11 protein-coding genes and 1 riboswitch are annotated in these 12,911 nt (G+C 56.3%); of the genes, 8 read left to right on the forward strand and 3 right to left on the reverse strand.

Annotation, left to right across the window (positions count from 1 at the left end; translation table 11 throughout):
- Positions 1-98: 98 nt before the first annotated feature.
- A complete protein-coding gene (argE, locus tag IM271_RS16025; RefSeq protein ID WP_028014830.1) occupies positions 99-1,250 on the reverse strand; it encodes an acetylornithine deacetylase in 1,152 nt (383 codons plus the stop codon).
- Positions 1,251-1,338: 88 nt separating this feature from the next.
- Between argE and argC the strand changes: the two genes are divergently transcribed.
- The 4 genes from argC (at position 1,339) to oxyR (ending at position 5,796) form a co-directional block, all read left to right on the forward strand.
- The gene (gene argC / locus IM271_RS16030) at positions 1,339-2,343 is read left to right on the forward strand and encodes an N-acetyl-gamma-glutamyl-phosphate reductase (RefSeq protein WP_028014829.1); all 1,005 of its coding nucleotides are present in this window, start codon (positions 1,339-1,341) and stop codon (positions 2,341-2,343) included.
- A 6-nt stretch (positions 2,344-2,349) separates the two neighbouring features.
- On the forward strand, positions 2,350-3,126 hold the full coding sequence (argB, locus tag IM271_RS16035) for an acetylglutamate kinase (protein WP_098946274.1): 777 nt from the start codon (positions 2,350-2,352) through the stop codon (positions 3,124-3,126).
- 75 nt (positions 3,127-3,201) lie between these two features.
- Positions 3,202-4,575, forward strand: a complete 1,374-nt coding sequence (gene argH / locus IM271_RS16040; protein WP_045260261.1) for an argininosuccinate lyase — start codon at positions 3,202-3,204, stop codon at positions 4,573-4,575.
- Between the two features lie 303 nt (positions 4,576-4,878).
- Positions 4,879-5,796: a DNA-binding transcriptional regulator OxyR gene (oxyR, locus tag IM271_RS16045; protein WP_025758848.1), complete on the forward strand. Its 918-nt coding sequence runs from the start codon at positions 4,879-4,881 to the stop codon at positions 5,794-5,796.
- Here oxyR and sthA read toward each other — a convergent pair.
- Positions 5,779-7,179, reverse strand: coding sequence for a Si-specific NAD(P)(+) transhydrogenase (sthA, locus tag IM271_RS16050; protein ID WP_045260262.1), 1,401 nt, complete (start codon positions 7,177-7,179; stop codon positions 5,779-5,781). The genes oxyR and sthA overlap by 18 nt on opposite strands.
- 196 nt (positions 7,180-7,375) lie before the next feature.
- Here sthA and fabR point away from each other — a divergent pair, with 196 nt between their 5' ends.
- Together fabR and IM271_RS16060 are read left to right on the forward strand one after the other, a co-directional pair.
- On the forward strand, positions 7,376-8,014 hold the full coding sequence (gene fabR / locus IM271_RS16055) for an HTH-type transcriptional repressor FabR (protein WP_008501784.1): 639 nt from the start codon (positions 7,376-7,378) through the stop codon (positions 8,012-8,014).
- Between the two features lie 9 nt (positions 8,015-8,023).
- Positions 8,024-8,383, forward strand: a complete 360-nt coding sequence (locus IM271_RS16060) for a YijD family membrane protein (protein WP_008501783.1) — start codon at positions 8,024-8,026, stop codon at positions 8,381-8,383.
- Between the two features lie 55 nt (positions 8,384-8,438).
- Here the strand turns inward: IM271_RS16060 and trmA are convergent, their stop codons facing one another.
- Positions 8,439-9,539, reverse strand: coding sequence for a tRNA (uridine(54)-C5)-methyltransferase TrmA (gene trmA, locus IM271_RS16065; protein ID WP_028014826.1), 1,101 nt, complete (start codon positions 9,537-9,539; stop codon positions 8,439-8,441).
- Positions 9,540-9,643: 104 nt separating this feature from the next.
- Positions 9,644-9,820: riboswitch (cobalamin riboswitch) on the forward strand.
- Between the two features lie 65 nt (positions 9,821-9,885).
- On the opposite strand from trmA, the gene btuB reads away from it, so the two are divergent.
- Positions 9,886-11,733 (forward strand): TonB-dependent vitamin B12 receptor BtuB, encoded by a 1,848-nt coding sequence (gene btuB, locus IM271_RS16070; RefSeq protein ID WP_028014825.1) that lies wholly within the window; start codon positions 9,886-9,888, stop codon positions 11,731-11,733.
- Positions 11,678-12,529, forward strand: coding sequence for a glutamate racemase (gene murI, locus IM271_RS16075; protein WP_028014824.1), 852 nt, complete (start codon positions 11,678-11,680; stop codon positions 12,527-12,529). The genes btuB and murI overlap by 56 nt, the downstream gene beginning before the upstream one ends.
- The last annotated feature ends 382 nt before the right edge of the window (positions 12,530-12,911 follow it).

Genomic DNA, 12,911 nt, shown 5'->3' on the forward strand with positions numbered 1-12,911 from the left:
AGATAAGAGATGCTTATGGAAATGTGACGGTGATCATGTGATTTGTTGCCCTCACCCTAACCCTCTCCCACAGGGAGAGGGGACTTTTCGGTGCGGTTTTAATGCCAGCAGAAGTGATGCACAACCTGGGTAATCAGCTCGCGGGTGGGCTTGATGAAGCGAGTTTCCAGATATTCATCCGGCTGGTGGGCCTGATTAATGGAGCCAGGGCCGAGGACCAGCGTCGGGCAAAGCGTTTGAATAAAAGGCGCTTCGGTGCAGTAGTTCACCACGTCGGTTTTCTCGCCGAGCAGTTTTTCCACCACCTGAACCAGCTGATGGTCTGGCGGGCATTCGTAGCCCGGGATTGGCGGATGCAGTTCGGAGACCGTCAGGCGTCCCGGCCAGCGCTCGCTCACCGGGGCCAGCGCTTCATTCAGCAGGCCATCCAGATCGCTCAGCGTCATGCCCGGCAGCGGACGGATATCCATATGCAGTTCGCAGCAGGCGCAGATGCGGTTGGACGCATCGCCGCCGTGCAGGCTACCGAGGTTCAGCGTCGGATACGGCACGGTGAATGCCTCGTAGTGATACCGCTCTTTCAGGTCGTCGCGCAGGGTCATAATGCGGCCAATGGCGTCGTGCATCAGCTCAATGGCGTTCACGCCGCGCGCCGGATCGCTGGAGTGACCGGACTGGCCCAGCACGCGCACCGCGGTAGAAATATGGCCTTTGTGCGCACGAATCGGCTGCAGAGAGGTCGGTTCACCGATGATCGCGCAGTCCGGACGAATCGACGTGTTTTCAGAGAAATAACGTGCGCCCGCCATGCTGGTCTCTTCATCGGCGGTTGCCAGAATGTAGAGCGGTTTTTTCAGCTTCGTCACGTCCACGTCACGCAGCGCGTCGAGGATAAAGGCGAAGAAGCCTTTCATGTCGGCGGTGCCCAGACCGTAGAGCTTGTTGTCATGCTCGGTCAGGGTGAACGGATCGCGCGTCCAGCGGCCATCGTCAAACGGTACGGTGTCGGTATGGCCGGCCAGCAGCAGACCGCCCGCGCCGGTTCCGGTGCTGGCGAGCAGGTTAAATTTGTGGCGTGTTCCGGGGACGGGCTGAACCTCAACGTTAAACCCAAGATCGCTAAACCAACCCGCCAGCAGATTGATTAAAGACTCATTACTCTGATCCAGCGCTTCTTCGGTCGCACTGATGGACGGTGTGGCAATCAGGGCGCGGTAGATCTCGATAAATGGCGGTAAGTTCATTTTCATTGTTGACACACCTTAGGTCGTGATAGTATCAATATTCATGCAATAAATGTGAATAAAAATACATTAACGTTGAGCATAAAGGAACCCGATGTTGAATACGCTGATTGTAGGCGCTAGCGGTTATGCGGGCGCAGAGCTTGTAAGCTACGTAAATCGCCACCCTCATATGACCATAACCGCTTTGACCGTGTCAGCGCAAAGCAATGATGCAGGAAAGTTAATTTCCGATTTGCATCCGCAGCTTAAGGGCATGGTCGATCTGCCGCTGCAGCCGATGTCTGACATCAGCGAGTTTACCGACGGCGTCGACGTGGTGTTTTTAGCCACCGCGCACGAGGTCAGCCACGACCTGGCGCCGCAGTTCCTGGCGGCCGGCTGCGTGGTCTTCGACCTCTCCGGCGCGTTCCGCGTTAACGACGGCGCGTTCTACGAAAAATATTACGGCTTCACTCATCAGCATCCGGATCTGCTTGAAAAAGCGGTGTACGGCCTGGCGGAGTGGAGTGCGGATAAACTGAAAGAAGCGAACCTGATTGCCGTGCCTGGCTGCTACCCGACGGCGGCGCAGCTCTCCCTGAAGCCGCTGATCGACGCCGGTCTGCTGGATCTGAGCCAGTGGCCGGTGATCAACGCCACCAGCGGCGTGAGCGGTGCGGGGCGCAAGGCCGCTATCTCCAACAGCTTCTGCGAAGTGAGCCTTCAGCCGTATGGCGTGTTTAATCACCGCCATCATCCTGAAATCACCACCCATCTGGGCGCGGAGGTGATTTTTACCCCGCACCTGGGTAGCTTCCCGCGCGGGATCCTCGAAACCATCACCTGTCGCCTGAAGTCGGGCGTGACGAAAGAGCAGGTGAGCGAGGCCTTCTCGCAGGCGTATGCGGATAAGCCGCTGGTGCGTCTGTACGACAAAGGCGTGCCGGCGCTCAAAAACGTGGTTGGCCTGCCGTTCTGCGATATCGGCTTTGCCGTACAGGGCGAGCATCTGATTGTGGTCGCCGCAGAAGATAACTTACTCAAAGGCGCTGCCGCACAGGCAATGCAGTGTGCAAATATTCGTTTCGGCTTCCCTGAAACGCAGGCTCTTATTTAAGGTGTGATGATGAACCCATTAATTATCAAACTCGGTGGTGTACTGCTGGACAGCGAAGAAGCGCTGGAGCGCCTGTTTACCGCGCTGGTGAACTATCGCGAATCGCACCAGCGTCCGCTGGTGATTGTGCACGGCGGCGGCTGCGTGGTGGATGAGCTGATGAAAGGGCTGAATCTGCCGGTGAAAAAGAAAAATGGCCTGCGCGTCACGCCTGCTGACCAGATTGACATCATTACCGGCGCGCTGGCGGGCACGGCGAACAAAACGCTGCTGGCATGGGCGAAGAAACACCATATTGCGTCCGTTGGCCTCTACCTGGGCGACGGTGATAGCGTAAAAGTGACCCAGCTCGACGAAGAGCTCGGCCATGTTGGACTGGCGCAGCCAGGTTCGCCTAAGCTGATTAACACCCTGCTGGAAGGCGGTTTCCTGCCGGTGGTGAGCTCTATCGGCGTGACCGAAGAGGGCGAGCTGATGAACGTTAACGCGGACCAGGCGGCAACCGCGCTGGCGGCCACGCTGGGCGCAGACCTGATCCTGCTCTCCGACGTGAGCGGCATTCTTGACGGTAAAGGCCAGCGCATAGCGGAAATGACCGCCGCCAAAGCCGAGCAGCTGATCGCTCAGGGCATTATTACCGACGGCATGATCGTCAAAGTGAACGCCGCGCTGGATGCGGCGCGCACGCTGGGCCGCCCGGTGGATATCGCCTCCTGGCGTCACGCGGAGCAGCTCCCGGCGCTGTTTAACGGCACGCCGATTGGCACGCGTATTTTAGCGTAAGTTTTTTATTGAATGACCGTAGGCCGGGGTAAGCGAAGCGCACCCGGCGGAACTAACGAATAAAGGAACGATGTTATGGCACTTTGGGGTGGGCGTTTTACACAGGCAGCGGATCAACGGTTCAAACAGTTCAACGACTCTTTGCGCTTCGACTACCGCCTGGCCGAACAGGATATTGTCGGCTCTGTGGCCTGGTCCAAAGCGCTGGTGACCGTTGGCGTACTGACCGCAGACGAACAGCAGCAGCTGGAAGAGGCGCTGAACAACCTGCTGGAAGAGGTGCGTCTGGATCCGCAGCAAATCCTGCAGAGCGATGCCGAAGATATTCACAGCTGGGTGGAAGGCAAGCTGATCGACAAGGTCGGCCAGCTGGGTAAAAAGCTGCACACCGGCCGTAGCCGTAACGACCAGGTCGCCACCGACCTGAAACTGTGGTGTAAAGAGACCGTTGGCGAACTGCTGGCGGCCAACCGTCAGCTTCAAAGTGCGCTGGTAGAGACCGCGCAGAACAATCAGGACGCGGTGATGCCGGGTTATACCCACCTGCAGCGCGCGCAGCCGGTGACCTTTGCGCACTGGTGTCTGGCCTACGTTGAGATGCTGGCGCGTGACGAAAGCCGACTGCAGGATACCCTGAAGCGTCTGGACGTCAGCCCGCTGGGCAGCGGTGCGCTGGCCGGTACGGCGTATGAAATCGACCGCGAGCAGCTGGCAGGATGGCTGGGCTTTGCTTCCGCCACCCGTAACAGCCTGGACAGCGTATCTGACCGTGACCACGTGCTGGAGCTGCTCTCCAATGCCTCTATCGGGATGGTGCATCTTTCGCGCTTTGCCGAAGACCTGATCTTCTTTAACTCTGGCGAAGCGGGCTTCGTTGAGCTGTCCGACCGCGTGACCTCAGGCTCATCCCTGATGCCGCAGAAGAAAAACCCGGACGCGCTGGAGCTGATCCGCGGCAAGTGCGGTCGCGTGCAGGGCGCGCTGACCGGTATGATGATGACCCTGAAAGGGCTGCCGCTGGCGTATAACAAAGATATGCAGGAAGACAAGGAAGGGCTGTTCGACGCGCTCGACACCTGGCTTGACTGCCTGCACATGGGCGCGCTGGTGCTGGACGGCATTCAGGTGAAACGTCCGCGCTGCCAGGAAGCGGCGCAGCAGGGCTATGCCAACTCTACTGAACTGGCGGACTACCTTGTCGCGAAGGGCGTACCGTTCCGCGAGGCGCACCATATTGTGGGCGAAGCGGTGGTGGAAGCGATTCGTCAGGGTAAACCGCTGGAAGATCTGGCGCTTGCCGACCTGCAAAAATTCAGCGCGGCGATCGGGGAGGATGTGTACCCGATTCTGGCGCTGCAGTCCTGCCTGGATAAACGTGCGGCGAAAGGCGGCGTGTCGCCGAAGCAGGTGGCGCAGGCGATTGCGGATGCGAAAAACCGCCTGATTTGAACCGTGCGGGCTGGTGCCTTCACCCCGGCCCTCTCCCACAGGGAGAGGGAGAAAAACGGAGCCTGGCTTAGCGCCAGGCTTTTTTACGCAAAAAAAAAGCGGACCACGGGGTCCGCAAAAGTTCACGTTGGCTTTAGTTGTTCGAGTTTTGAGAGAAACTCGCTGACGGTGCGGGGACGTCAAGGGTCAAACACGGCCGCCTCGTCTATGTGGTGTATTATTCAACAGAATGCTTGATAGGGATAATCGTTCATTGCTATGCTATCTATCGCCATGAACTATCGTGGCGACGGAGGATGAATAATGAATATTCGTGATCTTGAATACCTGGTAGCGTTAGCCGAGCATCGTCACTTTCGCCGCGCGGCAGATTCCTGCCACGTCAGCCAGCCGACGCTGAGCGGGCAGATCCGCAAGCTGGAAGACGAGCTGGGCGTGATGCTGCTGGAGCGCACCAGCCGTAAGGTGCTGTTCACCCAGGCCGGTCTTCTGCTGGTGGATCAGGCGCGCACCGTGCTGCGCGAGGTCAAAGTGCTCAAGGAAATGGCAAGCCAGCAGGGAGAGGCCATGTCCGGCCCGCTGCATATTGGCCTGATCCCAACCGTTGGCCCGTACCTGTTACCGCACATCATTCCAATGCTGCACCAGACGTTCCCGAAACTCGAAATGTACCTGCACGAAGCGCAAACCCATCAGCTGCTGGCGCAGCTGGACAGCGGCAAGCTCGACTGCGCCATTCTGGCGTTGGTAAAAGAGAGCGAAGCGTTTATTGAAGTACCGCTGTTCGATGAGCCGATGATGCTGGCGATCTATGAAGATCACCCGTGGGCGAACCGCGATCGCGTGCCGATGGCCGATCTGGCCGGTGAAAAGCTGCTGATGCTGGAAGACGGTCACTGCCTGCGCGATCAGGCGATGGGCTTCTGCTTCGAAGCGGGCGCTGACGAAGATACCCACTTCCGCGCAACCAGTCTGGAAACGCTGCGTAATATGGTGGCGGCGGGAAGCGGTATTACGTTGCTGCCTGCGCTGGCCGTACCGCGCGAGCGTAAGCGTGATGGCGTGGTGTACCTGCCGTGCATTAAGCCGGAGCCGCGTCGCACCATTGGCCTGGTGTATCGCCCAGGGTCACCGCTGCGCAGCCGCTATGAGCAGCTGGCAGAGGCCATCCGCGGTGCGATGGATGGCCATTTCGACAGCGCGTTAAAACAGGCGGTTTAAGCCGTTCAGCGCGGCTACCCGATAGGCTTCTGCCATGGTCGGGTAGTTAAAGGTGGTGTTAACGAAGTACTCAATGGTGTTACCACCACCTTTCTGCTCCATGATTGCCTGGCCGATATGAATGATTTCCGCCGCGCGTTCACCAAAGCAGTGAATCCCGAGGATCTCTTTCGTCTCGCGATGGAACAGAATTTTCAGCGTACCTACGCTCATCCCCACGATCTGCGCCCGCGCCAGATGTTTAAACTGCGCACGACCTACCTCGTAAGGCACCTTCATTGACGTCAGCTGCTGCTCGGTTTTTCCCACGGAACTGATTTCCGGAATGGTGTAGATCCCCGTCGGGATATCTTCGATCAGATGCGCCGTCGCTTCGCCTTTCACCAGCGCCTGAGCGGCAATGCGGCCCTGATCGTAAGCGGCGGAGGCCAGGCTCGGGTAGCCAATTACGTCGCCCACCGCGTATACGTGCGGCAGCGCGGTCTGATACATGCTGTTGACCTTCAGCTGACCGCGGCTGTCTGTTTCAAGCCCGATATTTTCCAGCCGCAGTGAATCGGTATTGCCGGTACGGCCGTTGGCGTACAGCAGGCAGTCGGCTTTCAGCTTCTTACCGGACTTCAGGTGCATGATCACACCGTCATCGCAGCCTTCTATTTTCTCGTACTCTTCGTTGTGACGAATCACCACGCCGCTGTTCCAGAAGTGGTAGGAGAGGGAGTCTGACATTTCCTGATCGAGGAACGCCAGCAGGCGATCGCGGGTGTTAATCAGGTCAACTTTGACATCCATTCCGCGGAAGATCGACGCGTATTCGCAGCCGATGACCCCTGCGCCATAGATAATGACGTGGCGGGGTTCATGGTGCAGACTCAGAATGGAGTCGCTGTCGTAGACGCGTGGGTGTGAGAAGTCGACGTCGGCCGGATGGTAAGGGCGTGAACCGCAGGCAATAACAAATTTTTCAGCGGTGATCGTCTCAATCGAACCGTCGTGGCATTCGAGTGCCAGGGTGTGTTCATCCACAAAATGCGCGTTGCCCTGCAGGATTTCGCAATGGTTACGCTCATAAAAGCCCTGACGCATGCGCGTCTGCTGGTTAATGACGGTATCCGCGTGATTCAGGATGTCGGCAAAGGAGGAACGAAGAAGTCGGGAGTGGTCGCTGTAAAGAGGGTTCTGGTTAAATTCGATAATGCGGCTAACGGCGTGGCGGAGGGCTTTCGATGGTATGGTGCCCCAGTGGGTGCAACCGCCGCCGACATTATGGTAGCGCTCGATGACCGCTACTCTGGCTCCCTGTTTCACCAGACCCATAGCAGCACCTTCGCCGCCGGGGCCGGAACCAATAACTATTGCGTCGTAATCGTAGGAATGTGGCATGGCAAGGCTTACCTGTTCTTATACATAAAAGCAACAGAATCATAACATCATTGCCAGGGCAACCCAATTATCGTTGTGTTTTTTTCCGGCAGTGGAGCACAAACCGCACGTAAACAATCATTCACAAAGCTGAGCAAACAGATTAATTTTATTCTCTGGTATAGTGCCATCAGGCCTTTGGAAGGATTCAACTATCGTGATGGGCGTAAGAGCACAACAAAAAGAGAAAACCCGGCGTTCGCTGGTGGAAGCCGCATTCAGTCAACTGAGTGCTGAGCGGAGTTTTGCCAGTTTGAGCCTGCGCGAAGTCGCACGCGAGGCCGGGATTGCGCCAACGTCCTTCTATCGTCACTTCCGTGATGTGGATGAACTGGGCCTGACCATGGTCGACGAGAGCGGTTTGATGCTGCGCCAGCTGATGCGCCAGGCGCGTCAGCGTATCGCCAAAGGTGGCAGCGTGATCCGCACCTCCGTGTCGACGTTTATGGAATTTATCGGCAATAACCCCAACGCGTTTCGTCTGCTTCTGCGCGAACGTTCGGGCACATCGGCAGCGTTTCGTGCCGCCGTCGCGCGGGAAATTCAGCACTTCATCGCGGAACTTGCCGACTATCTTGAACTCGAAAACCATATGCCGCGTGCCTTTACTGAAGCACAGGCCGAGGCGATGGTGACGATTGTGTTCAGCGCGGGTGCCGAAGCGCTGGACGTCAGCATTGAACAACGCAAGCAGCTTGAAGAGCGACTGGTATTGCAGCTCAGGATGATCTCCAAAGGCGCGTACTACTGGTATCGCCGTGAACAAGAGAAACTGGCACATCAAACCGAAGAGTGAAGGTGAGTAATGAAACAGTCAGGTCAGGATAAAGGGACGCTGTTGCTGGCATTGATCGCTGGCTTATCCATTAATGGCACGTTTGCCGCTATTTTTAGCTCCATCGTGCCATTTTCGATTTTCCCGCTTATTGCGCTGGTGCTGACGGTCTACTGCCTGCATCAGCGTTACCTGAACCGTACGATGCCGGTCGGGTTACCGGGGCTGGCCGCTGCCTGTTTTATTCTGGGCGTATTGCTGTATAGCACCGTGGTGCGCGCGGAGTATCCGGATATCGGCTCTAACTTCTTCCCTGCGGTACTGTCCGTGGCGCTGGTGTTCTGGATTGGCTCGCGCATGCGTAGCCGCAAGAGTCAACTGCCAGAGTAATGGGGTCTGAGTAGGGCAGGTAAGCGAAGCGCCACCTGCCAAAAACGCCGGCTAGTTACTTCGCCGTGAGCAGTACACCGCACTCCATATGGTGTGTATACGGGAACTGATCGAACAGCGCCAGACGTTCAACCTTGTGCGTCTGGCTTAATGTTTCCAGATTCTTGCACAGCGTCTCCGGGTTACAGGAGATGTACAAAATACGCGGGTACGCCTGCACCATCTTCTCGGTTTCGCTGTCCAGGCCACTGCGCGGCGGGTCGACAAAAATCGTCTCACACTGGTAGCTCTTCAAATCGATCCCTTCCAGGCGGTTAAACTGGCGTACACCGTTCATGGCCTGGGTGAACTCTTCTGCCGCCATGCGAATGATCTGCACGTTATCGATATGGTTAGCGGCGATGTTGTACTGCGCGGCCGCTACCGACGGCTTGGCGATTTCCGTTGCCAGCACGCGTTCGAAGTTACGCGCCAGCGCCAGCGAGAAGTTGCCGTTACCGCAGTACAGCTCAAGCAGATCGCCCTTAGACCCTTCCGTCGCCTTCAGCGCCCACTCCAGCATCTGCACGTTCATCGCGGCATTCGGCTGGGTGAAGCTGTTTTCCACCTGACGGTAAACCATCTCTTTACCTGCCACCGGCAGACGCTCGTCGACGTAATCCTGATCCAGCATGATTTTGGTTTTGGTCGCGCGGCCAATCAGGTGTACGTTGATGTTCTGCGCACGCAGCGCATCGCGCAGGGCTTCGGCCTGCTCGCGCCATTCGTCGTTCAGCGCTTTGTGGTACAGCAGAGAGACAATCGCCTGATTGCTTTGCGTGGTCAGATAGTCAATCTGGAACAGCTTGTTGCGCAGCACCGGATTGTTGCGCACGCCTTCAATGATCAGCGTCATCAGCTGGTTGATAAGCTCGCTCGCTGCCGGGAAGCTGTCCACGCGAATGCGCGATTTGGTCTGCTGATCGAAAATGATGTGGTACAGGTCGTCGCCGTCATGCCAGATGCGGAACTCGGCGCGCATGCGGTAGTGGCTGACAGGGGAGCGGAACACCTCGGGAACGGGCGCGTTGAAAGGCGTCATCATACTTTGCAGACGGACAACTTTCTCGGCCAGCTGCGCGTCGTACTGTTCTGTCGGGAGGTGTTCTGGGGTCATGATGCGTCCTGAGTGATAAAGAATTACGCGGGGATTGTAGGGATTGTTCAGGGGATGTCCAGATTTAATGGCCAATAGCTGTCTGGACATCTATACGTGTCTAATTGTAGCATTCTGTTTCCGGTCTCCTGAGAGTGAAAAGGGAATCCAGTGAAAATCTGGAGCTGACGCGCAGCGGTAAAGACTGGCGGGATGAGAGCTGTAGACACTGTGAAAATGGGAAGTCTTCATCCGTATAACGCCACCTAGCCCGAAGACCTGCCGGGATCACGTCGCATTTGGTTTCATCATCGCGTGCTATAGATGAGGCCTGCGGCATCCTTCTTATATTGTGGATGCTTTAACAATGATTAAAAAAGTATCGCTGTTGACGGCGCTGTCCGTCACGGCATTTTCGGGCTGGGCGCAGGATAGCGCTGACTCGTTGGTGGTGACGGCAAATCGTTTTGAACAACCTGAAAAAACTATTCTGGCAGCAACGTCGGTGGTTACGCGTGCCGATATTGACCGCTGGCAGTCAACCTCGGTGCTGGACGTTATGCGTCGCCTGCCCGGCGTGGACACGGCGCAAAATGGCGGGATGGGGCAACTCTCTTCTCTCTTTATCCGTGGCACCAACTCCAGCCACGTCCTGATTCTCGTTGACGGCATCCGCCTTAATCAGGCGGGCGTCACGGGGTCGTCCGATCTCAGCCAGTTCCCGATCTCCCTGGTGCAGCGTATCGAATATGTGCGTGGACCGCGTTCGGCGGTATACGGCTCGGATGCGATTGGCGGTGTAGTCAACATTATTACCACCCGCACGAAGGACGGTACGACGCTGAATGCCGGCGTAGGGTCGCATGGTTACCAGAATTATGGCGGCAGTACCCAGCAAACGCTGGGCGACAGCACGCGCGTCACGCTGGCGGGGGATTACACCTATACCAAAGGTTTCGATGTGGTTGCGGACGGCAACAATGGTGGCCTTGCCCAGACCGATCGCGACGGCTTTATGAATAAAACGCTCTACGGTGCAGTGGAGCACGCATTCTCAGACCAGTGGAGCGGATTTGTTCGCGGCTTTGGCTACAGCAACCGTACGGCCTATGACGGTTACTACAGCTCATTTACCCCTGACGTTCTGGTCGATACCCGCCAGCTCTATAGCCAGACCTGGGACGCAGGATTACGCTTCAACGAGGACATCTTCCATTCACAGCTGCTCACCAGCTATAGCCACAGCAAAGACTATAACTACGACCCTAATTTGGGCCGTTACGATTCGACGGCCACGCTGGATGAAATCAAACAGTACAACGTTCAGTGGCTCAACTCCGTTGATGTGGGGCACGGGAACATTGGTGCAGGCGTTGACTGGCAGAAGCAGAGCACCGAGCCGGGTACAAACTACGTGACCAACGGCTACAACCTGCGTAACACCGGCGTCTACCTGACCGGGCTGCAGCAGCTGGGCGATTTCACTCTGGAAGGGGCGGTTCGCAGCGATGACAACTCTCAGTTTGGTCGCCATGGCACCTGGCAAAGCAGTGCAGCGTGGGAGTTCGTGGACGGCTACCGCTTCATTGCTTCTTATGGTACGGCCTACAAAGCCCCGAATCTGGGTCAACTCTATGGCTTCTATGGCAATGACCATCTTGATCCAGAAGAGAGCAAGCAGTGGGAAGGGGCGTTTGAAGGCCTGACGGCAGGCGTGAGCTGGCGCGTGTCCGGCTATCGTAATGACGTTGATAATCTCATCGACTTCAATAATAACCTTCAGGAATATTACAACGTCGGCAAAGCACGCATTAAGGGTGTGGAAGCGACGGCGTCGTTTGATACAGGTCCGTTGACGCATACCGTTGGCTACGACTATGTGGATGCCCGCAATGCGGCGACCAACGAACTTCTGGACCGTCGTGCTAAGCAGCAGGTGAAATATCAGCTCGATACGCAGATCTATGATTTCGACTGGAGCCTGACGTATCACTATCTCGGCACGCGTTACGACACTGATTTTGGTTCTTATCCGTCAGAAAAAGTGAAAATGGGCGGTGTGAGCCTGTGGGATGTCGCAGTTTCATATCCGGTCACCTCACACCTCACAGTTCGTGGTAAAATAGCCAACCTGTTCGATAAAGATTACGAGACAGTTTATGGCTACCAAACTGCAGGACGGGAATACACCTTGTCTGGCAGCTACACCTTCTAATCCGCGCCCTACCGTGCTGGTGTTTGATTCTGGCGTCGGTGGGCTTTCGGTCTACGATGAGATTCGGCATCTCCTGCCGGATCTCCATTACATCTACGCCTTCGATAACGTCGCTTTTCCGTATGGGGAGAAGAGTGAGGACTTTATCGTTGAGCGCGTGGTTGAAATCGTCACCGCGGTACAAAAGCGCTATCCCCTTGCGCTGGCGGTCATCGCCTGTAATACGGCAAGCACCGTTTCTCTTCCCGCTCTGCGTGAGAAATTCCAGTTCCCGGTTGTGGGCGTTGTTCCTGCCATAAAGCCTGCCGCGCGCCTGACGGCGAACGGTATCGTGGGCTTGCTGGCCACGCGTGGCACGGTGAAGCGTCCTTATACCCGCGAGCTGATCGACCGTTTTGCTAACGAATGCCAGATTGCAATGCTTGGCTCCGCAGAGCTGGTGGAGATGGCGGAAGCGAAACTGCACGGCGAGACGGTATCGCTCGAAGAGCTGCGTCGTATTCTTCGTCCGTGGCTGCGGATGCCCGAACCACCGGATACGGTTGTGCTGGGCTGCACCCACTTCCCTCTCTTGCAGGAAGAGCTTTTAGAAGTGCTTCCGGAGGGGACGCGGCTGGTGGATTCTGGTGCGGCGATCGCCCGTCGTACGGCCTGGCTGCTGGAGCATGAAGCGCCGGATGCGAAATCTACCGATGCAAATATCGCATTTTGCATGGCTATCACGAAAGAGACTGAGCAACTTTTACCCGTTTTACGCCGTTATGGCTTTGAAACGCTCGAAAAACTGGCGCTGTAGCACGGTTTTGAGCAAAAAAGAGACGGTTGAAAGTTTTTTTTAAAAGAGGGGTTGTCAACGTCTGAGAACTCCCTATAATGCGCCTCCACTGACACGGAACAACGGCTTACAGGCCGCCGGGTTAGCGGGGTTCAGAGATGAACGCCAACAGAGAAAAGTGAAAATAATCGCTTGACTCTGAATGAGGAAAACGTAATATACGGGACCTCGCAACGGTGAGCTGAAAGCCGCGTTGCAACTGCTCTTTAACAATTTATCAGACAATCTGTGTGGGCACTCAAAGTGACATGGATTCTTAACGTCGCAAGACGAAAAATGAATACCAAGTCTCTGAGTGAACATACGTAATTCATTACGAAGTTTAATTCACGAGCATCAAACT

The sequence above is a fragment of the Enterobacter cloacae complex sp. I3 genome (assembly GCF_014896175.1).
GTDB lineage: Bacteria > Pseudomonadota > Gammaproteobacteria > Enterobacterales > Enterobacteriaceae > Enterobacter > Enterobacter bugandensis.